Source organism: Streptomyces sp. BB1-1-1, assembly GCF_031597775.1.
Lineage (GTDB): Bacteria > Actinomycetota > Actinomycetes > Streptomycetales > Streptomycetaceae > Streptomyces > Streptomyces thinghirensis.
This window is the reverse complement of the sequence record NZ_CP134203.1, coordinates 987,699-1,013,312: the sequence shown is the minus strand read 5'-3', so window position 1 is coordinate 1,013,312 and position 25,614 is coordinate 987,699. Positions and strand designations below refer to the sequence as shown.

The 25,614-nt window shown below is 71.2% G+C and carries 18 protein-coding genes and 1 riboswitch; of the genes, 11 read left to right on the top strand and 7 right to left on the bottom strand.

The features are described from left to right. Positions 1-164 precede the first annotated feature (164 nt). On the top strand, positions 165-2,048 hold the full coding sequence (locus RI578_RS04585) for an ABC transporter ATP-binding protein (protein ID WP_310875663.1): 1,884 nt from the start codon (positions 165-167) through the stop codon (positions 2,046-2,048). A gap of 43 nt (positions 2,049-2,091) precedes the next feature. Here RI578_RS04585 and RI578_RS04580 read toward each other — a convergent pair whose 3' ends face one another. From RI578_RS04580 to RI578_RS04560, 5 genes are all read right to left on the bottom strand, one after another. Next, positions 2,092-3,873 (bottom strand): SpoIIE family protein phosphatase, encoded by a 1,782-nt coding sequence (locus RI578_RS04580; protein ID WP_310869850.1) that lies wholly within the window; start codon positions 3,871-3,873, stop codon positions 2,092-2,094. A gap of 217 nt (positions 3,874-4,090) precedes the next feature. Next, positions 4,091-5,104 (bottom strand): LacI family DNA-binding transcriptional regulator, encoded by a 1,014-nt coding sequence (locus RI578_RS04575; RefSeq protein ID WP_310869849.1) that lies wholly within the window; start codon positions 5,102-5,104, stop codon positions 4,091-4,093. A gap of 86 nt (positions 5,105-5,190) precedes the next feature. Further along, complete coding sequence (locus RI578_RS04570) at positions 5,191-9,480, bottom strand: discoidin domain-containing protein (RefSeq protein ID WP_310869848.1); 4,290 nt, start codon at positions 9,478-9,480, stop codon at positions 5,191-5,193. 320 nt (positions 9,481-9,800) lie between these two features. Further along, positions 9,801-10,811: a LacI family DNA-binding transcriptional regulator gene (locus tag RI578_RS04565; RefSeq protein ID WP_310869847.1), complete on the bottom strand. Its 1,011-nt coding sequence runs from the start codon at positions 10,809-10,811 to the stop codon at positions 9,801-9,803. A gap of 86 nt (positions 10,812-10,897) precedes the next feature. Next, entirely contained in the window at positions 10,898-11,854 is a 957-nt protein-coding gene (locus RI578_RS04560) for an endonuclease/exonuclease/phosphatase family protein (protein WP_399059455.1), read from the bottom strand. 300 nt (positions 11,855-12,154) lie between these two features. Between RI578_RS04560 and RI578_RS04555 the strand changes: the two genes are divergently transcribed. The 8 genes from RI578_RS04555 (at position 12,155) to RI578_RS04520 (ending at position 19,802) form a co-directional block, all read left to right on the top strand. After that, a complete protein-coding gene (locus RI578_RS04555; RefSeq protein WP_310869846.1) occupies positions 12,155-13,876 on the top strand; it encodes a carbohydrate-binding module family 20 domain-containing protein in 1,722 nt (573 codons plus the stop codon). Between the two features lie 130 nt (positions 13,877-14,006). Continuing rightward, a riboswitch (cobalamin riboswitch) is annotated at positions 14,007-14,138 on the top strand. Between the two features lie 101 nt (positions 14,139-14,239). Beyond that, the gene (locus tag RI578_RS04550; RefSeq protein WP_399059453.1) at positions 14,240-15,343 is read left to right on the top strand and encodes a FecCD family ABC transporter permease; all 1,104 of its coding nucleotides are present in this window, start codon (positions 14,240-14,242) and stop codon (positions 15,341-15,343) included. Then, positions 15,343-16,116, top strand: coding sequence for an ABC transporter ATP-binding protein (locus RI578_RS04545; protein ID WP_310869844.1), 774 nt, complete (start codon positions 15,343-15,345; stop codon positions 16,114-16,116). The genes RI578_RS04550 and RI578_RS04545 overlap by 1 nt, the downstream gene beginning before the upstream one ends. Before the next feature lie 40 nt (positions 16,117-16,156). Continuing rightward, a complete protein-coding gene (locus RI578_RS04540) occupies positions 16,157-17,182 on the top strand; it encodes an ABC transporter substrate-binding protein (protein WP_310869843.1) in 1,026 nt (341 codons plus the stop codon). Between the two features lie 126 nt (positions 17,183-17,308). Continuing rightward, entirely contained in the window at positions 17,309-18,097 is a 789-nt protein-coding gene (locus RI578_RS04535; protein WP_310869842.1) for a DJ-1/PfpI family protein, read from the top strand. A 144-nt stretch (positions 18,098-18,241) separates the two neighbouring features. Continuing rightward, the gene (gene panD / locus RI578_RS04530) at positions 18,242-18,661 is read left to right on the top strand and encodes an aspartate 1-decarboxylase (RefSeq protein ID WP_310869841.1); all 420 of its coding nucleotides are present in this window, start codon (positions 18,242-18,244) and stop codon (positions 18,659-18,661) included. Between the two features lie 41 nt (positions 18,662-18,702). Then, positions 18,703-19,047, top strand: coding sequence for a GNAT family N-acetyltransferase (locus RI578_RS04525; RefSeq protein WP_310869840.1), 345 nt, complete (start codon positions 18,703-18,705; stop codon positions 19,045-19,047). A gap of 47 nt (positions 19,048-19,094) precedes the next feature. Beyond that, positions 19,095-19,802, top strand: a complete 708-nt coding sequence (locus RI578_RS04520; RefSeq protein ID WP_310869839.1) for an aspartate/glutamate racemase family protein — start codon at positions 19,095-19,097, stop codon at positions 19,800-19,802. Between the two features lie 561 nt (positions 19,803-20,363). On the opposite strand, the gene gndA is transcribed toward RI578_RS04520, so the two are convergent. Continuing rightward, positions 20,364-21,803 carry an NADP-dependent phosphogluconate dehydrogenase gene (gene gndA, locus RI578_RS04515; protein WP_310869838.1) on the bottom strand — a complete coding sequence of 480 codons (1,440 nt, stop codon included), beginning with the start codon at positions 21,801-21,803 and terminating at the stop codon, positions 20,364-20,366. A 327-nt stretch (positions 21,804-22,130) separates the two neighbouring features. On the opposite strand from gndA, the gene RI578_RS04510 reads away from it, so the two are divergent. Then, positions 22,131-23,408 carry a transglycosylase family protein gene (locus RI578_RS04510; RefSeq protein WP_310869837.1) on the top strand — a complete coding sequence of 426 codons (1,278 nt, stop codon included), beginning with the start codon at positions 22,131-22,133 and terminating at the stop codon, positions 23,406-23,408. Here RI578_RS04510 and RI578_RS04505 read toward each other — a convergent pair. After that, on the bottom strand, positions 23,398-24,585 hold the full coding sequence (locus RI578_RS04505) for a DMT family transporter (RefSeq protein WP_310869836.1): 1,188 nt from the start codon (positions 24,583-24,585) through the stop codon (positions 23,398-23,400). The genes RI578_RS04510 and RI578_RS04505 overlap by 11 nt on opposite strands. Positions 24,586-24,824: 239 nt before the next feature. Here RI578_RS04505 and RI578_RS04500 point away from each other — a divergent pair, with 239 nt between their 5' ends. Next, positions 24,825-25,607 carry a ferric iron reductase gene (locus tag RI578_RS04500; protein WP_310875661.1) on the top strand — a complete coding sequence of 261 codons (783 nt, stop codon included), beginning with the start codon at positions 24,825-24,827 and terminating at the stop codon, positions 25,605-25,607. Positions 25,608-25,614: the final 7 nt, after the last annotated feature.

Genomic DNA, 25,614 nt, shown 5'->3' with positions numbered 1-25,614 from the left:
TTCTCGGGGAGTTGTACCGCTGTCACACCACAAGAGATTCCCGGTAGGGCGCCAACTACGGATGGCCGACGCGCGGACGACGTCTTACGGATCGCGGGCGACCGGTCCACCCCGGGGCTCTTGACCTCAAGGAAGATTGAGGTTCTACCGTCACTCGCATGAGCATGGAGACCACAGCCTGGACCCAACTGCACAGCGTCATGAACGCCGAGCAGGAGCGCCGACCCCTCGCCCGCGCGACGCTGCGCCGCATCGGTGCGTTCGCCCGCCCGCACCGCCGCCGCATCGCCCGGTTCGTCCTGCTCGGGGTGGTGACGGCGCTGCTCGCCGTCGCCACGCCCGTCCTGGCCGGCCGCGTCGTCAACGCGATCGTGTCGGGCGACGACGAGAGCGCGGTCGTCCGCCTCGCCCTGCTGATCGCGCTCATCGCGGTCGCCGAGGCGGTGCTCGGCATCCTCTCCCGGAGGCTCTCGGCGAGACTCGGGGAGGGACTCATCCTCGATCTGCGCACGGCCGTGTTCGATCATGTGCAGCGCATGCCGGTCGCGTTCTTCACACGTACTCGTACGGGAGCACTGGTCTCCCGTCTCAACAACGACGTCATCGGCGCCCAACGGGCCTTCAGCAACACGCTGTCCGGGGTGGTGAGCAACCTGGTCACGCTGCTGCTCACCCTGGTCGTCATGCTCACCCTGTCCTGGCAGATCACCCTGCTCGCGCTGGTGCTGCTGCCGGTCTTCGTGTTCCCGGCCCGGCGCATGGGCCGCCGCATGGCCCGCATGCAGCGCGAGGCAGCCACCCTGAACGCCGCCATGGGCACCCGCATGACCGAGCGCTTCTCGGCCCCCGGCGCCACCCTGATCAAGCTGTTCGGCCGCCCCGAGGACGAGTCGGCCGAGTTCGCCGACCGCGCCCGCCGCGTCGCCGACATCGGGGTGCGCACCGCCACCGCCCAGGCGGCGTTCATCACCGCCCTCACCCTGGTCTCCGCCCTCGCCCTGGCCCTGGTCTACGGCCTCGGCGGCTGGTTCGCCCTGCGCGGCACCCTGGACCCGGGCGCCGTCGTGGCGCTCGCGCTGCTGCTGACCCGCCTGTACGCGCCGCTCACCGCGCTCGCCGGGGCCCGCGTGGAGGTCATGAGCGCCCTGGTCAGCTTCGAGCGGGTCTTCGAGGTGCTGGACCTGACCCCGCTCATCGACGAGAAGCCCGACGCCCGCCCGGTCCCCGACGGCCCGGTCGCCGTCGAGTTCGACGACGTCCGCTTCGGCTACCCGTCCGCCGACAAGGTCTCCCTGGCCTCCCTCGAAGAGGTCGCCTCCCTGGACACCCGGGGCGGCGACGAGGTGCTGCACGGCCTCTCCTTCCGCGCCGAACCGGGGCAGACCATCGCGCTCGTCGGCTCCTCCGGCGCCGGCAAGTCGACCATCGCCCAGCTGCTGCCGCGCCTGTACGACGCCGACGGGGGCACCGTCCGCGTCGGCGGCGTCGACGTCCGCGACCTGGGCGCCCGGTCACTGCGCGACACCGTCGGCATGGTCACCCAGGACGGCCACCTCTTCCACGACACGGTCCGCGCCAACCTGCTGCTGGCCCGCCCCGGCGCCACCGACACCGAGCTGTGGGACGCGCTGGACCGCGCCCGCCTGGTCGACCTCGTGCGGTCCCTGCCCGACGGCCTCGACACGGTGGTCGGCGAGCGGGGCTACCGGCTCTCCGGCGGTGAGCGCCAGCGCATGACCATCGCCCGGCTGCTGCTGGCCCGCCAGCGCGTCGTCATCCTCGACGAGGCCACCGCCCACCTCGACAACACCTCCGAGGCGGCCGTCCAGGAAGCCCTCGCGGAGGCGTTGGAGGGCAGGACCGCCGTGGTGATCGCGCACCGGCTGTCGACGATCCGGGCGGCCGACCAGATCCTGGTGGTCGAGGCCGGCCGCATCGTGGAACGCGGCACCCACGACGAACTCCTGGCCGTCGGCGGCCGCTACGCCCAGCTGCACCGCACCCAGTTCGGACGCCGGGCGACGGAGAAGGCGAAGCAGGCGGCGTGAGCGCGCGGGGGCGGGAGGTGCGTCCGGGACGGTACGGGCGGCGCTACGGCGGGCCGGCCGCCCCGGTACGCACGGGCAGGTCCTGCTCGGCCCAGACGACCTTCCCCCCGGGTGTGCGGCACGAACCCCAGCGCCGGCACAGCATGTTGATCAGCTGGAGACCGCGCCCGCTCTCGTCGCTCACGTCCGCGTGCTGGATCTGCGGCAGGTCGGGCCCGGAGTCGGAGACCTCCACGGACAGCCGTTCGTGCCGCAACAGCCGCAGCTCACCGGGGGCGTTGCCGTACCGCAGGGCATTGCCGACCAGCTCGCTGACCACCAGCTCCGTCGTGTCGACCAGGTCGTCCAGACCCCACTTCACCAGTTGTTCGCGCACCGCGGTCCGGGCCTGCCCGGCGGCCTTGCCGTCCGGCGGCAGCGTCCGCACGTACACATCTCCTTCCGGACCGAGCGGCCGTACGCCGGCGAACAGGACGATCGCGTCGTCGGACCGGTCTCCGCCGACCCGCTCGATGATCGCCCGGCACACCGAGCCGTCCACGGGCACCCCGTCGCCGACCGCCTCGCGCAGCCGCTCCATCCGGCCGGTGAGGCCTGCGGTGCGCGACCTGATCAGGCCGTCCGTGTACAGCGTCAGCCGGCTCTGCCCGGGTACCGGGCAGTCGACCGGATCGTACGGGATCACTCCGGCCCCCAGCGGCGCCCCGGTGGGCACGTCCAGGAACGAGGCGGTGCCGTCGGGACCGGTCAGCAGCGGCGGCGGGTGACCGGCGCTGGCGATGCGGAAGGTGCTGCCGCACGGGTCGTAGACCGCGCACAGACAGGTGGCGACCTGGTCCTCCTCCAGGTCGCGGGCGGCCAGGTCCAGCCGGGCCAGCAGCCGCTCGGGCGCGATGTCGAGCGCCATCAGGGTCCGGGCCACGGTGCGCAGCCGGCCCATGGTCGCGGCGGCGGCCAGCCCGCGCCCCATCACGTCGCCCACCATCAGCGCCGTACGGCCGCTGGGCAGCGCGACGACGTCGAACCAGTCGCCGCCCACGGCGGCCGGATCACCGGCCGGGTCGTAGCACGAGGACACGTCGAGGCCGGGCGTACTCGGGCTGGAGCGGGGGAGCAGGGCCCGCTGCAGCGTGACCACGTGTTCGCGCTCGCGCCCGTAGAGCCGGGCGTTGTCGATGTACACGGCCGCCTTGGACGCCAGCTCCATGGCCAGCGCGACGTCGGCCTGGGTGAACGGCGCCCGGCTCCCCGCCCGGACGAAGTCGGCGAGACCCAGCAGCACGCCGCGGGCCACCAGCGGAACCACCAGATAGGAGTGGACTCCGGCGCGACGCATGATGTCGGCCGACTCGGGCGTGGGAGCGACGACGGCGAAGTCGGACCGCGTCATCCGGGCGATCAGCACCGGTTCGCGGGAGATCAGGCACCTGAGCCCGAGCCGGTCGGCGGTGTGCACGGACAGCTCGCCCACCGGGTCCGGCGCGAGGTCCAGACCGTCGATCTCCGACACCGCCATGGCCCTGAGCTGCGGGGGTTCCGTCCCGCGGACGCGATCACCCTCCTGGAACCGCAGCACGGTGTCCAGCAGATCCACCGCGGAGCCGTCGGCCAGCTCCGGCACGGTGAACGCGGCCAGCTCCTCCGCCGTGCACCGCAGGTCAAGCGTGGTTCCGATCCGCAGACCGGCCTCGTTCAGCCAGGCCAGCCGGCGCCGCGCGCCCAGAGCCTCCGTCATCGGCCGCAGCGTGCCCCGCAGGATCCGGCGCCCGCCGACGAATGGGCTCCGAGGGCGGCGCAGCCCGCGCTGCCACGGTCGTTCCCGCACGCGTCGCCTCCTCCCACGGCCTCCTGCCCCGATTCTGCCCTGCCTCGGGGAGACCGGCGACGGCGGCGCCTCCATCGGTTGGCCCACCCGTCGAGGGGGCCGTCACCCGCAACCGTCGGTGGGGCGCCGCTCACTCAACCACCCAGAACAAGCGAACGTAATATATCGCGCTGATGGCGCAATTGCTCGACAGCCTGCCGAAGACGCTGAGGGGCGGTTACTCGGCGGATGCCTGTGCGGTGGAGCCGCGGACGACGAGTTCGGGTTCGAAGAGCAGCTCCCTGTGGGGGACTTCGGTGCCTTGGATTTGTGCGCAGAGGAGGTCGACGGCGGCGCGTCCCATGGCCTCGATGGGTTGGCGGACGGTGGTGAGTGGGGGTTCGGTGCAGGTCATGAAGGCGGAGTCGTCGTAGCCGACGACGGAGATGTCGTGGGGTACGTGGAGTCCGCGTCGGCGGGCGGCGCGGACGGCGCCGAGGGCGAGGGGGTCGCTGGCGCAGATGATGCCGGTGACGCCGCGCTCCAGCAGGCGTGAGGCGGCTGCCTGGCCGCCCTCCAGGGAGAACATGGCCCGTTCGACGAACTCCTCGGGCAGCTCGGCGTTCATGGCGTGGGCGGCGTCCTGGGCGGCGGCCAGTTTCCTGCGGGAGGGGATGTGGTCGGAGGGGCCGAGCACCAGACCGATGCGCTCGTGACCGAGCGAGACCAGGTGACGCCAGGACTGCTCCACGGCCACGGCGTCGTCGCAGGCGATGCAGGGAAAGTCGAGGTCCGCGATGGAGGCGTTGATCAGCACGACGGGGATATTGCGCTCGGCGAGCAGCCGGTAGTGGTCGTGCGGGGCGTCGGCCTGGGCGAACAGCCCACCGCCGGCGAACACCACGCCCGACACCTGCTGCTGCAGCAGCAGCTCGACGTAGTCGGCCTCGGAGACGCCGCCCTTGGTCTGGGTGCACAGCACCGGCGTCAGCCCCTGCTGGGCGAGGGCACCGCCGATGACCTCGGCGAACGCGGGGAAGATCGGGTTCTGCAACTCCGGCAGCACCAGCCCCACCAGCCGCGCGCGCTCACCCCGCAACTGCGTCGGCCGCTCGTAGCCGAGAACGTCCAAGGCGCTCAGCACGGACTGCCGGGTCGCCTCCGAGACCCCCGGTTTGTCGTTGAGTACCCGGCTGACCGTGGCCTCGCTGACCCCAACCTTTTTCGCTACTTGAGCAAGTCGTCGCGTCACATACGCAAGACTAGCGCAAACCTCCGCAAGAGGCTTGCGCCAGTCTTCGACCCGTCCGACACGACCGTCGCCGTGCCGGCGTCGGCCTACGGGTTTCTGATGATCTTGAAGGTGGACGTCGTGTTGCGTATGTCCACGGCGTTGTCGCTGAGCTTCAGCCCGTTGAAGACGACCTCACCGACCGCCGGGCCCTGGCCCGCCTCGGGCATCTCATTGGCCCAGAGGCCGAAACCGGACTTGGCGTCGAACGCGTCACCGCTCTTGCGCGCGCCCGAGATGGTGACATCGGTGAAGACCGTGTCCTTGATCGGGAACTGCGGCTGCCCTCCCACGTAGTTCGTCTGGAACATGATCCCGCTGTAGGTCGGGTCGACGATGTCGACGTTGTTGACCCGGATGCCCTGGAACACCTTGGACGCCGAGAACACCCAGATGCCCGGGAAGGTCTGGTTCCCCCAGAAGTGACCGCCGGCCCGGACGATCGAGATGTTCTCGAAGGTCGTCGGATCCGTCCCGAAGCCGTTCATCGGATACCCGAAGTCCAGCGAGCTGATGGTGATGCCCGAGTAGACCAAAGTGTCCGCGATGTGGATGTTGCGGAAGGTGTTGTTGTAGCCGCCGTAGACGGCGAGACCCGCGGCGCGCCAGGTCAGCGTCGTCGTGAGGTTCTCGTACAGGTTGTTCTTCATGTCCGCGCCGCCCGCGTCGATCGCGGAGAACAGCGCGAAGCTGTCGTCACCGGTCGCCCTGGCGTCGTTGTTGGACACGAGGTTGTCGGTCGAACCGTTGGTCATGTTGACGCCGTCGGCGAACATGTTGCGGATCCGGGAGTTCTTGATCGTGACCCGGTCCGTGTTGGCGCCCCAGTAGAGGCACACCATGTGCTCGTTCCAGATGTTGTCGATGACGATGTCCGACACGTTGGAGAAGTCGAACACCTTGCCCGGCCCGTCGATGCGGGACGTGTAGTTGCCGAAGTAGGCGAAGTCCGAGAAGGACGAGCCCTTCGCGGTGGCGTCGGCGCGGAAGCCGACATCGGTGTTGTCCTGCGTCGTGGGCGCGTGGAACTGGGTGAACCACGGACCGGCGCCCACCACCTTGACCGCCTTGCCGTACACCTGGAACTTGCTGGACGTCTGGTAGTCGCCGGGCGGCAGGTACACACCGAGCAGCTTGCCGGAGGCGTCCATGCGCACCCGGTCGAGCGCGTTCTGCACGTCCTGGTGCGTGAATCCGGTGGGCACCGCGTACGCCGCCGGGTCCGGGTTGGCCACCGGGGCGACCTGCTCCAGGTTGACGAAGTCGATCGCGTAGTCGGTGGTGTTCGCGGCGTCCTTCTGGAGCCGGATCCTGCTGCCCGCCGGGACGGTCTCGCCCAGCATGATGTGGGCCTCGTCGTAGATGTGACGCGGCGCGCCCGCGCCGGGCGAGTTGCCGGGCGCCGCCTCGTTGCCGTACAGCCAGGCGTACTTCGAGGTGAGCGGCAGCGCCTTCTTCATGACGCCGTCGACGTACACGTTGATCGTCGAGTCGATGCCGCCGCCGCCCGGCGCGTCCGGGATGGAGAAGCGGGTCACCAGGGTGTTGGTCTCGGCCTTCGTGGTGAACTCGACGTACTCACCGGTGGCGTCGAGGTGCACGGCCTCGCGGCCGGACGCCTCGCCGGCGATGTCGCCGATGGTCCGGTTCGGCCCGACCACCTTGGCGCCGCCGCCGACGGTGCCGTCCTCCGCCTCGTACATGTCGTACGGCATGTTGGCGCCGCGTCCGACGAACAGCGGCTGTGTGGAGGTGTTGTTCTCCCGCTTGACCGGCAGCTCGTTCGCGTCGTCGGCGACCGTGACCTTCAGGGTGTACGAGCCGTTGGCCGCCTTCCAGGTGCCGAGGCTCACGGCCGGGGCCGTGGTGCCGGCGGCGATGACACCGGAGTGCGCGCCGGTCAGGGTCTTGACCGTGGTGCCCTTGGAGTCGACCAGGGCGAGCGTCACCGCGTGGCCGCCGCCCGCCGAGTCCTGGGTGCCCTGGTTCTTCAGGGCGACCTTGAAGGTCACGTCGTCACCGGCGGCCGGGCTGGAGGGCGAGGTGGTGACCGTCGCGGCGACCAGGTCGGAGCTCTGGACGGGCTTGACCACCAGCGGTTCGGGCCGCGTGTAGGTGTTGTTGGTCTCGTTCTGCTCGGTGATCTCGTTCGCCTCGTCGGCGACCGCGCTCAGTTCGTAGGAACCGGCCTCGCGTGCCCCGATGGACGCGCTGACCGTGCTCTGCGCGCCGGCCTCCAGGGCGCCGACCTCGGCGGTGGCGACCTCGGTGTCGCCCAGCCGCAGGGCGACCGTGCCGGCCGGGGCGTTCGCCGGGCCGCTGTTGCGGACCGTGGCGGACACGGTGATCTCGTCCGACTCGACGGGCGAGGCGGGCGAGGTGGTCAGCTTCGTCACCTCCAGGTCGGGGTTGGGCGCCGGGGCGCCGATGACCTGGAACTCGGCGATCTGCCCGGCCGTCGCCCCGGTGTTGGACGTGAAGCTGAGCCGGACGTCGGCGACCCGGTCGTCGACGGGTACGGTCACGCTGTTGCCGCCGCTCGCCGGGTCGAAGACGTAGTCCTTCGCGGCCACCAGAGTGGTGAAGCCGGACGCGTCCTGCTCCCGTCCGAGCACCTGGATGTTCTGGGTGCGCTTGGACCAGCTGGTGTCGGGGTTGAGCTTGAGGACGACGCTGTCGACGTCCGCGTTGGCGCCCAGCTCGAGGGTGAGCGTGTTCGGGTAGCTGCCCGCCGCCCCCTCCCAGTAGGTCGACGTGCTGTTGTCGTTGGCGTTCTGGGCGGCGTAGGTGTGGATGAAGGACGAGGCGCTGATCGGCTTGCCGACGGCCAGGTTCGACCCTCCTCCGCTGCCGGTGCGGGTCACCGCGTTGCTGTTGCCCGACTGGTTGCCGGCCGCGTCCTTCGCCCGCACGTAGTAGGTCACGTTCGCGGACGCCGGCTGGGTGTCGGTGTAGGTGGTGACGTCACCGGCGACGCTCTTGCGCAGCTTGTTGTCGGCGTATATGTCGTAGCCGGTGACGCCCTTGTCGTCCGTCGAGGCGTCCCAGGTCAGCTTGATCTGACCGGCGGCCGGCTCGGTCAGGGCGAGGTTCGCGGGCGCGGTCGGCGCCTGCGTGTCACCGGTGTCGGCGCGGCGGGTGACCGCGTTGCTGTTGCCCGACTGGTTGCCGGCCGCGTCCTTGGCCCGCACGTGGTAGGTGACCGTCGCGTCGGCCGGCCGGGTGTCGGTGTAGGTGGTGACGTCGCCCGCGACCGTGGTCAGCAGGTCGCCGTTGGCGTAGATGTCGTAGCCCGTGACGGCCGTGTCGTCCGTCGCCTCGTTCCAGGTCAGCCTGACCTGACCGGTCGCCGGCTCGGTGAAGGCGAGGTTCGCGGGCGCGGTCGGGGCCTGCGTGTCGCCGGTCGCCGGGCCGTAGACCTCCAGCTCGGAGACCTGGGCGGCGGGCTGACCGGTGTTGGCCGTCACCAGGACGCGCACGTACCGCGCGGTGGTCGCGTCGAAGGTGATCGTGGCCGACTGGCCGCCCGCCGCGTCGAAGGTGTGCGCCTCGGCGGCGGTCAGGTCGGTGAAGTCCGAGCCGTTGTCGCTGCTCTGGATCTTCAGGGTCTGGCTGCGGGCCGGCCAGCCGTCCGGCAGACGCAGCACGACGCGGTCGATCCGACGGGACGAGCCGAGGTCGGCCTGGAGCCACTGCGGCAGGTCGTTGTTGGTGCTCTCCCAGTAGGTGGCCTTGTTCCCGTCGTTTCCGTTCCCGGGCGTGTACGCCCCCGTGGAACTGCTCGCCGTCAGCCGGCGGCCGGCGGCGAGGTTCGTGGACGCCTCCCCGGCCGCGTGCACTTCCAGCTCGGACAGCTGGGCCGCCCGCCACCCGGTGTTCGCCGTGACATCGATCCGCACGAACCGCGTCCGGGTGGCGGGGAAGCTCACGGTGACCGTGTTGCCCGACCCCGGGCTGAAGGCGTAGGTGGCGGAACTCTTCAGCGTGCTGAAGCTCGTGCCGTCGGCGCTGCCCTGGACCGAGAGTGTCTGGTCGCGGCTCTCCCAGCCGGCGGGCAGTCGCAGGACGACCTCGTCGATCCGTTCGGTGGCACCGAGGTCGGTCTGTACCCACTGGGGCAGGCTGGCGCCGCCGCTCTGCCAGTACGAACCCTGGTTGCCGTCGGTGATGTTGGCGGCGCCGTACTCGCCGTGCGAGCTGCTCGCCGCCGTGGGGTCTCCCACGGCGATGTTGGGGCCGCCCGCTGCCGTGGCCGACAGCAGCGGTCCTCCCAACGCCAGGAGACTGGTCGCGACCACGGTGCACAGCGCACGTGATCTCCAGTTCCGGTTTCTCATCTGTTCTGTCCCCGATCTCCGCCTCGCGCCGCATGGCCACGAGGCACGGCTCAGTCGGATGCGCTCATCAGGTAGACACTCAATGTTCTCCGTCATTTACGTTGAGCGCTCAGAGAGTTGCAGAGAACTGTCGAGTCGTCCACAGGGAAGGCAGGGCGATCTCAGCACCGTGCGCAGGGGAGTGTCCTCTGTGGTCACCGGGAGAGCCCCGGTTGGCGCCCCGGATCAGGGACTTTCACGGGCTGCGTCGGGTAGCCGCAAGCCACTGTCATTTCCCGCAAGAGACTTGCGGCGAGGGATCCGGGGTGAGCGACGTTCTGTTACTTGGCGGATGCCTGTGCGGTGGAGCCGCGGACGACGAGTTCGGGTTCGAAGAGCAGCTCGCCGTGGGGGACTTCGGTGCCTTGGATCTGTGCGCAGAGGAGGTCGACGGCGGCGCGTCCCATGGCCTCGATGGGTTGGCGGACGGTGGTGAGTGGGGGTTCGGTGCAGGTCATGAAGGCGGAGTCGTCGTAGCCGACGACGGAGATGTCGTGGGGTACGTGGAGTCCGCGTCGGCGGGCGGCGCGGACGGCGCCGAGGGCGAGGGGGTCGCTGGCGCAGATGATGCCGGTGACGCCGCGCTCCAGCAGGCGTGAGGCGGCTGCCTGGCCGCCCTCCAGGGAGAACATGGCCCGTTCGACGAACTCCTCGGGCAGCTCGGCGTTCATGGCGTGGGCGGCGTCCTGGGCGGCGGCCAGTTTCCTGCGGGAGGGGATGTGGTCGGAGGGGCCGAGCACCAGGCCGATGCGCTCGTGACCGAGCGAGACCAGGTGACGCCAGGACTGCTCCACGGCCACGGCGTCGTCGCAGGCGATGCACGGGAAGTGGAGATTCTCGATGGAGGCGTTGATCAGCACCACCGGGATGTTGCGCTCCGCGAGCAGCCGGTAGTGCTCGTGCGGGGCGTCGGCCTGGGCGAACAAGCCGCCCGCGAAGACGACCCCCGACACCTGCTGCTGCAGCAGCAGCTCGACGTAGTCGGCCTCGGAGACGCCGCCCTTGGTCTGGGTGCACAGCACCGGCGTCAGCCCCTGCTGGGCGAGGGCGCCACCGATGACCTCGGCGAACGCGGGAAAGATCGGGTTCTGCAACTCCGGCAGCACCAGCCCCACCAGCCGCGCGCGCTCACCCCGCAACTGCGTCGGCCGCTCGTACCCCAGGACGTCCAAGGCGCTCAGCACGGACTGCCGGGTCGCCTCGGAAACCCCCGGCTTGCCATTGAGCACCCGGCTGACCGTGGCCTCGCTGACCCCAACCTTCTTGGCCACCTGAGCAAGTCGTCGCGTCACAGCGAAAGGCTAACGCAAGCTCCGTAAGCGGCTTGCTCTCCAGACGTATTGGGAGGTGTACGCGGAATGCGAAGTGTATGCCTCTTTTAGTCCATCCTGATCCGGGCGACGACCGGAAGATGATCGCTTCCGGTGGCGGGGAGGGTGCGGATGTGGCCGACGGTCGCGGAGCGGGCCATGACCTGGTCGATCCGGGCCACCGGGAAGGCGGCGGGGAAGCTGAGGGCGACGCCCCGCTCGGCCACGTTCAGGTGCGTCGTCAGCGGATCCAGCGCGCGGTCGTCGACCGTGCCGTTGAGGTCGCCCAGCAGGAGGACCCGGCTCAGTCGCTCGGCCGCGACGGCGTCCCCCAGCAGACCGGCGCTCTCGTCCCGCCAGGACGACGCGAGGCCGCTCGCCCCGACGCGGACCGAGGGCAGGTGCGCGACGTACACGGCGATCTCGCCGTGCGGCGTGCGCACCGAGGACCGCAGGCCGCGGTTCCACTCCTCCGTGATGCCCCGGGGCTTGATGTCGAGCGGCCGGGCGCCGGTGAGCGGGTGCTTCGACCAGAGTCCGACCGTGCCCTGAACCGTCCGGTACGGGTAGTCCGGGGCGAGGGTCCTCTCGTACACATCGAGGGCCGGCGGCACCAGCTCCTGGAGCGCGATGAGGTCGGGCCCGGCGTCGGTCAGCGCACGGGCCGTGCCCGCGGGGTCGGTGTTCTCGTCGCTGACGTTGTGCTGCACCACGACCAGGTCGGCGGCGCCGGGCTCCGGCGCGGGCAGGAGCAGGCCGCCGAAGAGATACGTCCAGGCCGCCAGCGGCAGGAGCAGCGCCACCAGCGCGACGGCCGAACGGCGCAGCAGCGCGAGGGGGAGCAGCACCACGACCACCAGGCCGAGCCACGGCAGGAACGATTCCAGCAGACTGCCCAGCCCGCCCACCGCGTTGGGGACCACCCCGTGGAGCATCAGCAGGGCGGCCGTCAGCACCGCCGCCCCCGCGAGCACTCGCCCCCGCGCCCAGGCCGACCTGGCCCGCGCTTCCGTTCGTTCGACCATGGTTCCCGTCCACTCGTCCTCGCTCGTCAGGACGCCGCACCAGGTGGATCGGGTTCCAGTGGGGTCGGGCGCGACCGTTCCCCCGCTGCAAGAGGATGCGGAAATTTGCAGAAATGACGCCACGTCATGCCCCGGAGTCGGCCTCGTCCGAAGGCTTGACCGGCACCGAACAGTGCCTTTACGGTCACGTCTGCAACACCTTGCAGTCATCTTGCAGCAACGTATTGCAAGAGCGCGCCGACTCCCCAGTCAGCCATCGATCGGCATCCAGGACACCCGCATCCTCACACGGGAGACTCCATGCACGGGAGCACCAGCAGAGCGCGAAGAGGCACCGCCGCAGCGCTCGCACTCACCGCCGGCGTGGCCGGTGGCCTCCTCACCACCGCGGTACCGGCGCAGGCTTCGCCGCCCGGCGACAAGGACGTCACCGCGGTGATGTTCGAATGGAAGTTCAGCTCGGTCGCCAAGGCGTGCACCGACACCCTCGGCCCGGCCGGCTACGGCTTCGTCCAGGTCTCCCCGCCGCAGGAGCACATCCAGGGCGGACAGTGGTGGACCTCCTACCAGCCGGTCAGCTACAGGATCGCGGGCCGCCTCGGCGACCGCGGACAGTTCAAGAGCATGGTCGACACGTGTCACGCGGCGGGTGTGAAGGTCGTCGCCGACTCGGTCATCAACCACATGTCGGCCGGGAACGGCACCGGAACCGGCGGCTCGTCGTACACCAAGTACAACTATCCGGGCAGCTACTCGGCGCCCGACTTCGACAACTGCACCTCGCAGATCAACGACTACCGCAACCGCTTCAACGTCCAGGAGTGCGAACTGGTCGGGCTCGCGGACCTGGACACCGGCGAGGACCACGTCCGGGGCAGGATCGCCGGCTACCTCAACGACCTGCTGTCACTCGGCGTCGACGGCTTCCGGATCGACGCGGCCAAGCACATGGCCGCCGCCGACCTGGCCGACATCAAGTCCCGCCTCAGCGACCCGAACGTGTACTGGAAGCACGAGGCCATCCACGGCGCCGGCGAGGCGGTGTCCCCGACCGAGTACCTCGGCAGCGGCGACGTCCAGGAGTTCCGCTACGGACGCGACCTCAAGCGCGTCTTCAACAGCGAGAACCTCGCGTACCTGAAGAATTTCGGCGAAGCCTGGGGCCACATGCCCTCGGACAAGTCCAACGTCTTCGTCGCCAACCACGACACCGAACGCAACGGCGAGACCCTCAGCTACCAGGACGGTGCCCACTACACCCTGGCCCACGTCTTCATGCTGGCCTGGCCGTACGGCAACCCCGACGTCCACTCCGGCTACGAGTTCACCGACCGCGACGCGGGCCCGCCGAACGGCGGCCAGGTGAACGCCTGCTACAGCGACGGCTGGCAGTGCCAGCACGCCTGGCGCGAGATCTCCTCCATGGTCGACTTCCGCAACACCGCCCGCGGCCAGGCGGTGACCGACTGGTGGGACAACGGCGGCGACCGGATCGCCTTCGGGCGCGGCTCCAAGGCGTACGTCGCCATCAACCACGAGGGCTCCTCGCTGACCCGAACGTTCCAGACGTCGCTGCCCGCCGGTGACTACTGCGACGTCCAGTCCGGCAAGGGCGTCACCGTCGACGGCTCCGGCCGGTTCACCGCCACCCTCGGCGCCCACACGGCCGTGGCCCTGCACGTCAACGCCCGTAACTGCGACGGCGGCACCGCTCCCGGTCCCGACCCGGTGACCTCCGGAGTGTCCTTCGCCGTCGACGCCCCCACCGTCCTGGGCCAGAACATCCACGTGACCGGCGACAGGCCGGAACTGGGCAACTGGAACCCGGGCAGCGCCCTCAAGCTCGACCCGGCCGCCTACCCCGTGTGGAAACTGGACGTGGCGCTGCCCGAGGGCACGTCCTTCGAGTACAAGTACATCCGCAAGGACGAGGCAGGGAACGTGACCTGGGAAAGCGGCGCCAACCGCACCGCGACCGTCACCTCCACCAGGGTCACCCTCAACGACACCTGGCGCGGCTGACGCCGCCCGCGCGCCGTGTGGCCGCCCCCGCCTCCTTCACCGGGGCGGCCACGCCCGCAGTATCCGGCCCGCAGCGCGATGTCCGAACCGGTCGGCGCTCGCCCTGTACCTTCCCCGTGCCGAGCAGGCGTGGGACAGGCGCTAAGCTGCAAGCGCCTCGCGGGGGAAGTCCGGTCGAATTCCGGCGCTGACCCGCAACGGTAGGCGGAGCCCCGCACAGGGTTCCGCAAGCCCGATTACCCGCGGTGGTGAAGCTCCTGTCAATCGCCGTGGACTGCGAGAGGTGCTGCGCACGGCGCTCAGCGCCCGGGCCCGCTCCTTCGATCACGCAGGTGCACGGCCCGAGGCGAAAGCGATCCGCCTGTGGCCACGCTCCGCGACCGAACACCCGTCGAACCGCACCACCGTACGAGCAGCGGACCCCCGCGACCCAAGCGCGTCTCGTTGCCCCTGCTCATGACCGTCCTGTGCGTCGCGCTCCCCGTCTCGCTGGCCTGCGGTGCGGGCATCGGGGCCTCGGGACTCTCGTGGAGTGAGGCGCTGCACTACCTCTGGGCGGGGCTGACCGGTGGGGCCATAGCACCGGACGAGGTCTCCTCCTACACCATCGTGTGGGAACTCCGCTTCCCCCGCGCCGTGCTCGCCGCGGTCGTCGGCGCCGGTCTGGCAGCGGTCGGTGTCGCCGTACAGGCCATGGTCCGCAACGCGCTCGCGGACCCGTTCGTCCTCGGTATCTCCTCCGGCGCGGCCGTCGGAGCCAACGCCGTGCTCATCTTCGGCGCCTTCGGCGCGCTCGGTGTCTGGGCGCTGTCCACGGCGGCGTTCGTCTCCGCGCTCGCCGCGATGACGCTGGTGTACGCGATCGCCCGGACCCCGCGAGGGCTGACGCCGCTCCGGCTCGTGCTGACCGGTACCGCGTTGTACTACGGGTTCTCGGCCATCACCACGTTCATGGTGTTCGCCGCCGAGCACGGTGAAGCGGCCCGTTCGGCGCTGATGTGGCTGCTCGGCAGCCTGGGCGGCGCGAGCTGGTCCTCCGTACCCATCGCCGCGGGCGCCGTGCTCGGCGGCCTCGTCCACCTCGGCTGGTCGGCCCGGCGGCTGAACGCCCTCGCCATGGGCGACGAGACCGCTGCCGCGCTGGGCGTGGACCCCGGGCGGCTGCGCAAGGAACTCTTCCTCACCGCCGCCGCCGTCACCGGGGCCGTGGTCGCGGTCAGCGGGGCGATCGGCTTCGTGGGCCTCATGGTTCCGCACGCCGCCCGGATGCTGGTCGGGGCGGACCACCGCCGGCTGCTGGCCGTGGCCCCGCCGGCCGGTGCCGTGCTGCTGATCTGGGTGGACATCCTGTCGCGCGTGGTGCTCGCCCCGGCCGAGCTGCCGCTCGGCGTACTGACCGCCGCGATCGGCGTGCCCTGCTTCGTCCTGTTGATGCGCCGCCGTACCTACACCTTCGGAGGCGTGTGATGCAGGTCGACATCGACACCGTCACAGTGGAGATCTCCGGGACGCGCGTGGTGGAGGACGTCTCACTGCGGGCGGGCAGTGGCCAGGTCGTGGGACTCGTCGGGCCCAACGGCAGCGGTAAGTCGACCCTGTTGCGATGCGTCTACCGGGCCCTGCGCCCCACGGCCGGCGCGGTCCGTCTCGGCGGCGACGACCTCCTGACCATGAGCACGCGGGAAAGCGCGCGCCGGCTCGCCGCCCTCCCGCAGGAAGCGGTCGCGGAGTTCGACTTCACGGTGGCCGAGGTCGTGGCCATGGGGAGGCTGCCGCGCCAGGGTGCGGTGGCCCGGGAGACCGACGAGGACCGGCGGACGTGTGCCGCCGCACTGGAAGGAGTCGGCGCCGGCCATCTGGCCGACCGCGGCTTCCTCACCCTCTCCGGCGGTGAGAAGCAGCGGGTCCTGATCGCCCGCGCACTCGCTCAGCAGCCGCGGGTACTGGTGCTGGACGAGCCCACCAACCACCTGGACATCGCGCAGCAGTTGGAGGTGCTGTCCCTGGTACGGGGCAGCGGGCTGACCGTGCTCACGGCACTGCACGACCTGAACCTCGCCGCCCTCCACTGCGATCTCCTCCACGTCATCGACGGCGGGCGGATCGTCGCTTCCGGCGTCCCCCACGACGTCCTCACGCCCGTCCTGCTGGCCGACGTCTTCGGTGTCCGGGCGCACCGTGTCGCCCACCCGGAGACAGGCGCGGTCCAACTACTCTTCGACCGCCTCCCCTCCCCGTAGTCCGCCTTCCCGGTCCGTTCTCCAAGGAGTCACCGCCACCATGCCCAACCTCGCACGCCCAGCCGCCTTTGCCTTCGCCCTGGCCCTCGCCGTCACCGGCTGCGGGGCAGACGTCTCGCGGGAGGAGGGGAAGGGAGACGGCGCCACGGCGTCGTCCGGCAGCCACTACCCCGTCACGGTCGAGAACTGCGGCGAGAAGAAGACGTTCGACAGCGCTCCGCGGCGCGTGGTCACCAACGACGTGGGAATCACCGAGATCATGTTCGCCCTCGGCCTCGAGGACCACATGGCCGGATACGTCATGCCCGACGACAAGGGCGACCTCACGGCGGTGCCGTGGAAGGACGGCTATGCGAAGACCAAGTGGCTCTCCAAGGAGCGGATCAACAAGGAACTGGTCCTTGACGCCCGTGCCGACCTGGTCTTCGCGGGCTGGAACTACGGCTTCGACGAAGGCGAGGGTTTCACGCCTGCCGCGCTGCAACGCGTGGGCATCGACTCGTACCTGCTCAGCGAGTCGTGCCGCAACGGACAGGGCAAGGCCCGCGGCGTGATGTCGCCGCTCGACGCGCTGTACACGGACCTGCGGAACCTGGGCAAGGTGTTCGACGTCGAGGACAGGGCCGAAACCCTCGTCACCTCGTTCCGCGAGCAGGTGGCCGAAGTACAGGCGAAGACCCCGAAGGGCGCCGACCGGCCGCGGGTGTTCCTCTACGACAGCGGCGAGGACAAACCGCTCACCTCCGGCGCCTTCGCGGGGCCGCACGACATCATCACCAAGGCCGGCGGCGACCACATCATGAAGGACCTCGAGGACAGCTGGACCACCGTGGGGTGGGAGACGGTCGTCGCCCGCGACCCCGAGGTCATCGTGATCAACGACTACGGGGACATCACCGCGGAACAGAAGCGGAAGTTCCTCAAGTCCTACAAGCCGCTCGCGAACGTGTCCCCGGTCAAGAACGACCGGATCGTCGTTCTCGACTACGTCGACCTCGTCGAGAGCCCGCGCAACCCCGCGGCCATCAGCTCACTCGCGGCGGACCTGAGCGGCCTCGGCTCCTGAACGGGACCGCCCCTGGAGAAGCCTGGAGAAGAGGGTGCGCGCCGTCGGGAACTCGTCGGCGGCGCGCGGCGACTGCTTGTTCGTCGGCGCCCCGCCGGGGGCGCGTCTCAAGACAGGGAGTCGGAGATGGCGGAGACAGACCGTGATCGTCGTCGGTTACTGCGGACAGTGGTGGCGGGTGGTATCGGCGCGGGGCTGGTGACGGCCGGCGGAGCGTCGTCGGCGCGGGCCGAACCGGCGGCACGGGAGGACATGGCGGGAGAGGAGGGGGAGGTACGGGTCGCGGTGCTGCTGTACGACGGCTTCACCGCTCTCGACGCGGTCGGACCGTACGAGGTGCTGTGCCGGGTGCCGGGAGTGACGGTGACGACCGTGGCCGAGAGGGCGGGACGAGTCCGTACCGACACCGGCGAGCTGAGCCTGGTGGCCGAGCGTTCCCTGGAGAGCGTCACGCGGGCCGAGATCCTGCTCGTGCCGGGTGGGGGACAGCGCGGGACCACGGCGACGATGGCCAATCCCGCGGTCCTCGACTGGATACGTCACATTCACCGCCGGACGGTATGGACCACTTCCGTGTGCACGGGGTCGTTGATCCTCGGCGCGGCCGGTCTGCTGCGAGGCCTGCCCGCCACCACCTACTGGGCCTCTCGCCCCTATTTGGCGGAGGTGGGCGCCGTCTACACCCCGGGGCGCTTCGTCGAAGCCGGGAAGATCGTGACCGCCGCCGGGGTCTCGGCCGGCATCGACATGGGACTGCACCTGGCCGCGCGACTGGCGGGCGACCAGGTGGGCCGGGCCATGCAACTCGCCGTGGAATACGATCCCGACCCGCCGTTCGACACCGGCAGCCCCGAGAACGCGAGCCCCGAACTGCAACGGTTGGCGCTGCGCCTGCTCGCGGACGCGGCGACGTAGGTCACCCCTTGGGTCACCAAGGGGGAACGACCGTCCCAAGTCCGATCTCTCGAACGATCTCCGGGCCCAGGCGTCCCGTTGTAGAGTGAAGAACGCCCTTGACCTGCAGCAAGCAGGCAGGGAGCCGTCTTCCAGGAGTCCGACATGCTGCGCACCATGTTCAAGTCCAAGATCCACCGCGCCACCGTCACCCAGGCCGACCTGCACTACGTCGGCTCGGTGACCATCGACGCCGATCTGCTCGACGCCGCCGATCTGCTGCCCGGTGAGCTCGTGCACATCGTGGACGTCACCAACGGTGCCCGGCTGGAGACGTACGTCATCGAGGGCGAGCGGGGTTCCGGCGTGATCGGGATCAACGGGGCCGCGGCGCACCTCGTCCACCCCGGCGACCTGGTGATCCTCATCAGCTACGCCCAGGTCACCGACGCCGAGGCGCGGTCGCTGCGGCCGCGGGTCGTGCACGTGGACGGCGACAACCGTATCGTCGCCCTGGGCGCCGACGCGTCCGAGCCGGCGCCGGGCTCCGACCAGGAGCGCAGCCCGCAGGCCGTGTCCGCCTGACGAAACGACGTAACCAACCTGCGCGGACGAGGAGCGTGGCCGTGAGCGACATCGAGATCCGTGAGGACCGGGCGGCGGGCCGTCTGGAGGCGGTCGCGGGCGGCGAGGTCGTCGGACGAATCGAGTACTTCGTCCTGGACGCCCCCGAGCGCGCCCTCGTCCCCGTGCACACCGTCGTCGAGCCGGCCCACGAGGGCCAGGGCATCGCGGGCTCGCTCGCCCGTGAGCTGTACGCCGTCGCGCGGGGCGAGGGCGTCGCCGTCGCCCCGCTGTGTCCGTACGTGGTGAAGTGGGCCGAGCGCCACCCGGACGAGGCGCCCGCGACCGACCCCGAGCTGCTGCGCGCGGCGAAGGAGTGGCTCCTGGCGCATCCCGAGCGGTTCTGAACCGAGGATTCCCGAAGATCACGAGGACCTGCGACGAAGGGGCGTCCGTGCTGGCGCTGCTGCACACCTCGCCCGTGCACGTCCCCGTCTTCGACGCCCTGCGTGACGAGGCGCACCCGGGGCTGGAGCTGCGGCATCACGTCGACGCCGAGCTGCTGGAACGGGCGCGCCGCGAGGGGCCGGAGGCCGTGACGGACGCCGTGCTGGTCGTGCTGCGGCAGGCCGTCGCCGAGGGGGCGCGGGCCGTGCTGTGCACCTGCTCGACCATCGGCGGTGTCGCCGAGGCGGCCGCCGACGGGGCCGGGGTACCGGTGCTGCGGGTCGACCGGCCGATGGCCGCCGCCGCAGTGGCCGCGGGTCCGCGCGTCGTCGTCCTCGCCGCCCTGGACAGCACGCTCGCGCCGACCGCGGCACTGATCGGCGAGGAGGCCCGGCGCTCCGGCCGCCCCGTCGAGGTGCGGACCCTCCTGGTCGACGGTGCCTGGCCGCGGTTCGAGGGCGGCGACACCGAGGGCTACCTGCGCCTGGTGGCGGAAGCGGCCGACGTCGTCCCGGATGCCGACGCGATCGTCCTGGCCCAGGCTTCCATGGCACCGGCCCGTGAACTGACCAGGGCCACTGTCCCGGTGCTGGCCAGCCCCGCGCCGGGACTGGCCGCCGGGGCGGCGGCGGCACGCCGCGTACGGCGCTCGCCGACGCCCCTGTCATCCGGCGCGGTGGGCCACCCGGGTCCGGCCGTTCACGCGGGGGAGTGAGTGGGGAGGCGGCCGTCGGGTAGGCGGGGGACAAGTCCAGAGCCGACGTCGACCGACTGGCCGGAGGACAGCGCCATGACGAACCCGTATCCGGATCCCGTCCCGCCAGGGCCCACCCCGGGACCCGCTCCCGGTCCGGACCCGGAGCCACAGCCGCACCCCGACCCGGTGCCGTCCCCGGGTCCCGCCCCGGCGCCCCCGCATCCCGGCCCCGGCCCCGGTCCGGAGCCGACACCCCCGCCGCCCCCGGGTCCCGGCCCCGAACCCACACCTCAGCCTCCGGGCCCCGGACCGCAGCCGACGCCACCGCCCCCGGGCCCGCCCGAGCCCTCCCCGTCGCCGATCCCGCCGGGACCGGAGCCGGTGCCCAGCCCGGAGCCGGGCCCACCGCTCACCTGAGCCACAGGCCGACCCCCGCAGACACGTAGGGCAGGCACTGGGGCCGGCGGGCGGTGGGCGGTGGGCGACGGGCGGCGGACGTGCCGGGTGGCGACCGTACCGCCCGTCGCCCGTCGTCCTCGCCCGCCGCCCCTCCCATCAGGCACTACGCACCACGTACGACTACGCGGTGACCTCCGACCGGTCCCCGCCCCACAGCGTGTGGAACGCGCCGTCCCGGTCGGTCCGCCGGTACGTGTGCGCCCCGAAGAAGTCCCGCTGCCCCTGCGTCAGCGCGGCCGGCAGCCGCTCCGCGCGCAGGGCGTCGTAGTAGGCGAGGGCCGCGGCGAAGCCGGGCGTCGGCACGCCCTGCCGGGTCGCGGCGACCAGGACCTCGCGCCAGTCGTCCTGCGCGTCGGCGATCTCCTGCGCGAACGTCTCGTCCGACAGCAGGCTCGGCAGATCCGCCCGGGCGTCGTAGGCGGCGCGGATGCGGTCCAGGAAGGCCGCGCGGATGATGCAGCCGCCGCGCCAGATCGCGGAGACCGCGCCCAGGTCGATGTCCCAGCCGTACTCCTCGCTGCCCGCCGCGACCTCGTGGAAGCCCTGTGTGTACGACACGATCTTCGACGCGTACAGCGCCTGCTCGACGCGGTCGGCGAAGGCGGCCGCCTCCGACTCGCCGAGCGCCGACGCCTTCGGCCCCGCCAGCCCGCGCGAGGCCTCCCGCAGCGCCGCGTGCCCGGACAGCGACCGGGCGAAGACGGCCTCCGCGATGCCGGACACCGGCACGCCCAGGTCCAGCGCGATCTGCACCGTCCAGCGGCCCGTGCCCTTCTGCTCCGCCTGGTCGACCACCACGTCGACGAACGGCCTGCCCGTCGCCGCGTCCACGTGCGACAGCACCTCGGCGGTGATCTCGATCAGGTAGGAGTCCAGGCGACCGGTGTTCCAGGTGCGGAAGATGTCGGCGATCTGCGCGGGGGAGTACCCGGCGACGTCGCGCAGCAGCTGGTACGCCTCGCCGATCAGCTGCATGTCGGCGTACTCGATGCCGTTGTGGACCATCTTCACGAAGTGCCCGGCGCCGTCGGGGCCGACGTGCGTCACGCAGGGCGCCCCGTCCGCCGCCTTCGCGGAGATCTTCTCCAGCATCGGGCCGAGCGAGTCGTACGACTCCTTCGAGCCACCCGGCATGATGCTCGGGCCGTTCAGCGCCCCCTCCTCGCCGCCCGAGATGCCGGTGCCGACGAAGTGGATGCCCTGCTCGCGCAGTTCGCGTTCCCGGCGGCGGCTGTCCGCGAAGTGGGCGTTGCCCCCGTCGATGATCATGTCGCCGGGCTCCAGCAGGGGGGCGAACTCCTGGATCACCGCATCCGTCGGGTCACCGGCCTTCACCATGATCACCAGGCGTCGGGGCCGCTCCAGCGCCGCCACGAACTCCTTGGCGGTCTCGGTCGCGACGAAGTCGCCCTCGCTCCCGAACTCCTCCACCAGCGCGTGCGTGCGGGACGCCGTCCGGTTGTGCACCGCGACCGTGTAACCGTTGCGGGCGAAGTTGCGGGCGAGGTTGCGGCCCATGACCGCGAGACCCGTGACGCCGATCTGCGCTGTAGTGCTCATTGGGTTGGCTCCTAGTGACCTTGATGTCTGTCTGTGGTGCCCTGTGTCTGTGGTGCCCTGTGTCCGTGGTGCCGTGATGCCCGCCAGTATTGCCGGTCTGTCCGCTCGACCATCCTGACGTGCCGGTACTCGGGTCGCACTTTCTGGTCCGGCGGACTTCAGTACGCACCGGATGGGCCCGGTGCCTCAGCGCGCGGTCGACGCATCCGGCCAACGGCCACCCGTTCTTGGCCACTTGGCGTGACCAACCGGCCGATTGCCGTCTTGTCATGGCCTGTTAGCGGCGCTTACTTTTGCCACTCCTGACGCAATGTCGAGGGGGACTCCATGGCCGTACGCGGCCGGCACCGCCGGTATCAGCCGAACAGGATCAACCGCGCGTCACTGACCGTCACCGCGGGTGGCGCGGGACTGGCGCTCCCGCTCATGGGTACCGGCACCGCGCAGGCGGCCGACGTGGAGACCTGGGACAAGGTCGCCGCCTGCGAATCCACCAACGACTGGGACATCAACACCGGCAACGGCTACTACGGCGGGTTGCAGTTCACCCAGTCCACCTGGGAGGCGTTCGGCGGCACCGAGTACGCCCCGCGTGCGGATCTGGCCACCAAGGACCAGCAGATCGCCATCGCCGAGAAGGTGCTCGACGGGCAGGGCCCCGGCGCCTGGCCGGTGTGCTCGGAGCGCGCCGGACTGTCCCGGGGCGGTGACGCCCCGGACATTCGCCCGGCCGGAGGCGCGGGAACCGGGAAGAGTCCGGAACGGACCGCCAAGAAGTCCACCGAAAGGTCCGCCGGGAAGTCCGACTCGGTGCAGGACGTCCAGCCCCAGATCACCCCGCAGTCCCGGGCCGGCAAGGCCAGGATGTACACGGTGGTCACCGGCGACACCCTGTCCGGCATCGCCGACACCCAGCAGGTCCGGGGCGGCTGGCGGGGGCTGTACGAAGCCAACCGCGCCGCGATCGGAACGGACCCCGACCTGATCCTGCCGGGCCAGCGCCTGGCGGTGCGCGGCGAGGCGACGGCGACCGAGCCGCGGCAGAAACAGAAGCAGAAGCAGGAGCAGAAACAGAAGCAGAAGCAGCCGAAGAAGTCGGCCCCGGACAGCGGCAAGGAGAAGCAGGGCGGGCAGGGCAAGAAGGAGAAGGCGGACAGGGCCGACAAGGCAGCGAGCAAGGCCGACAAGGCCACCACCCGCCAAGGCGTCGTCGCGCCCGTCGACGCCTCCACCGGCACGCCGTACCACCAGGCGGGCTCTTCCTGGTCGAAGGGCTATCACACCGGCGTCGACTTCCCCGTCCCCACCGGCACCTCGGTCAAGTCGGTCGCGGAGGGCCGGGTCGTCAGCGCGGGCTGGGGTGGCTCCTACGGGTACGAGGTGGTCGTACGGCACAGCGACGGCCGCTACTCCCAGTACGCGCACCTCTCGGCGATCTCGGTGAAGGACGGTCAGTCGGTCGGCGCCGGCCAGCGCATCGGCCGCTCGGGCTCCACCGGCAACAGCACGGGCCCGCATCTGCACTTCGAGGTGCGGACGGGGCCCGGCTTCGGTTCCGACGTCGACCCGGTGGCGTATCTGCGGGCCGGCGGCGTCAGGATCTGATCCGCACCCGTTTCCGGCTGAGAACGGGCGGCGGTACGAACGGACCGCCGTAGAAGGGGCCGTAGGAGAGCGGCGTGTCGTCGCTCTCCGCCGGTTCCCGGTCCCCGTATCTGTCCCCGTACCTGTCCTCGTACCTCTCCTCGGCGGGGACGCTGTCGGGGGCCGCCGGTGACATCGGGGAGGGCAGGAAGACCTTGTCGGGCAGCGGGGCGACCCGCGTCCCGTCTCCGTCCCGAATCTCCCGGGCATCCCGAATCTCCTGGACCTCCCCGGCCTCCCGGGCCGGCACCGCCGCGGGCCCGGCGGACTCGGTCGCCGCCGGAACGGCCGCGACCTCCTCGGCGGACTCCCGCGCGATCCGCTCCGTCGTCAGCAGGATCAGCCCGCCCGCGGCCACCACACCGCAGCTCAGGGCCAGCGCGGTGCCCGTCGTCCCGTAGCGGAAGGTTTCGCCGAACATCGTGATGCCGACCACCGCGGCCACCACCGGGTTCACGACCGTCAGCGTGGCCAGCGGGGCCGCGAGACCGGCGCCCCGGTAGGAGGCCTGCGACAGCAGCATGCCCGCCGTGGCGAGCACACCGATCACGGCGAGGGACGGCACGTCGGCGGCCGACATCCCGCCGGACCAGTCGACCGCGACCGTCTTGGTGAAGACCGAGGACATACCGAAGGCTATGCCGGACGCCGTCGCCAGCAGGATGCTGCGGACCGCCGGGTGCCGGTGCGCGGCCCGGCCGGCGATCATCAGCGCCACGACCACAGCGCCGGTGACGACGGCCGCCCCGACCCGCTGCCCCGTGTCCAGCGACTGCGCGTCGGACGCGCCGACCAGGGACAGCAGCCCCGCGAGACCGACCGTCGCCATGAGCGCGCCCCGCCATGCCGTCGCACCGGCCTTGCGGCCCACGAACAACGCCGCCATGGGCAGCGCGAACACGATGGTGAGCGCGCCCAGCGGCTGCACCAGGCTCAGCGGGCCGAGGGCGAGCGCCACCACGTGCAACAGGCCGCCGAGGCCGTTGAGTCCGACCGCCGCCCACCAGCCGGGCCGGCGCAGTGGAGCGTACTGAGCACCCGGAGAGGACGCCGCGACCCGCTCCTGCACGATCGCTCCGCCCGCGTACGCCACGGCGGAGACGAGCGACAGCAGCACGGACAGCGCGAGGGCGCTCATCGGCTGCTCCTCTGCGTGAGGCGGGGGCCCTGGGCCCGGCGCGGCGAACGGTCGTCTTCCATGGACAACACGATGCCGTCTCAGGGTCTTCCCGTCGTCGTCCCTGAGCACTCATTGGGTCCTACTGCCGATGGAGTACGACGGCGGCGCCGTCCTCCCCAGGGTGGGCGACCGAGGGACGGGACCCCTTACCCAGGCCCCTAGGGGCCTTGATACTACTGCTCTCCGTGGACCTCGACGTGGACTTCGACCCCGGCCTCACCGCACTCCGCCCGCTCGGCGGTTTCTTCGTCCTACGTGCCTCGCGGCCGTCGCCGCCCCGGCCTCTTCCCACCCTCGCACACGCCTACGCACCGGTATACGGAGCTGCGACGCCGGACGTTCACCTACCGGCTCGGGAGGACCCGCTCGCCTTCCGCGTCCGGAAGGTCGCCGCCGCACTCCGTGCCCCCGAGATCCGCGTCGCCGCCTCCGTGGCCCAGCAGGGGCTGGCGGCCCGCCTGTGGTCGGTGACGCTCGGATGCGCCGTCCTCTACGGCGGCGTCCCCGACCTCGCTCCGCGCCTGCTGCACTGGGACCCCGACGCCGGCGCCCCCGACGACCTGTGGCTCGCCGGGGTGAAGCGCCTGCCGGGCGACGCCGGCACGATCGCGGAGGTCGTGCTCGACGGCCACCTGGCACCACTGACGGCGGCCCTGCACGCCCGGTACCGCGTCGCGACCGGTCTGTTGTGGGGCAACGCGGCGTCCGCGCTGGCGGGCGCCGGCCGGGAACTGGACCGCTGGTCCCGGCGCCACGGCCGGGCCGACGCCGCCGCCCGCGCCCGCTCGCTCACCGCCGGCCTGATGGCCCACCCCCTGCTGGCCGGGACCGGCACCCTCACCGGCAACGGCTTCCGGCGGCGCAGTTGCTGTCTGTACTACCGGGTGCCCGGCGCGGGTGTCTGCGGCGACTGCTGCTTCTCCCACCCTCCTCGATCCCCGCAGCCCCGGCGCTCTTCCCCAGGCGCCCCGTCTGGGTGACCATGAG

Coding starts and splice junctions, on each gene's coding strand:
- RI578_RS04585 (WP_310875663.1), top strand. CDS start 165: ATGGAGACCACAGCCTGGACCCAACTGCACAGCGTCATGAACGCCGAG.
- RI578_RS04570 (WP_310869848.1), bottom strand. CDS start 9,480: ATGAGAAACCGGAACTGGAGATCACGTGCGCTGTGCACCGTGGTCGCG.
- RI578_RS04560 (WP_399059455.1), bottom strand. CDS start 11,854: ATGGTCGAACGAACGGAAGCGCGGGCCAGGTCGGCCTGGGCGCGGGGG.
- RI578_RS04555 (WP_310869846.1), top strand. CDS start 12,155: ATGCACGGGAGCACCAGCAGAGCGCGAAGAGGCACCGCCGCAGCGCTC.
- RI578_RS04545 (WP_310869844.1), top strand. CDS start 15,343: ATGCAGGTCGACATCGACACCGTCACAGTGGAGATCTCCGGGACGCGC.
- RI578_RS04540 (WP_310869843.1), top strand. CDS start 16,157: ATGCCCAACCTCGCACGCCCAGCCGCCTTTGCCTTCGCCCTGGCCCTC.
- RI578_RS04535 (WP_310869842.1), top strand. CDS start 17,309: ATGGCGGAGACAGACCGTGATCGTCGTCGGTTACTGCGGACAGTGGTG.
- panD (WP_310869841.1), top strand. CDS start 18,242: ATGCTGCGCACCATGTTCAAGTCCAAGATCCACCGCGCCACCGTCACC.
- gndA (WP_310869838.1), bottom strand. CDS start 21,803: ATGAGCACTACAGCGCAGATCGGCGTCACGGGTCTCGCGGTCATGGGC.
- RI578_RS04510 (WP_310869837.1), top strand. CDS start 22,131: ATGGCCGTACGCGGCCGGCACCGCCGGTATCAGCCGAACAGGATCAAC.
- RI578_RS04505 (WP_310869836.1), bottom strand. CDS start 24,585: ATGAGCGCCCTCGCGCTGTCCGTGCTGCTGTCGCTCGTCTCCGCCGTG.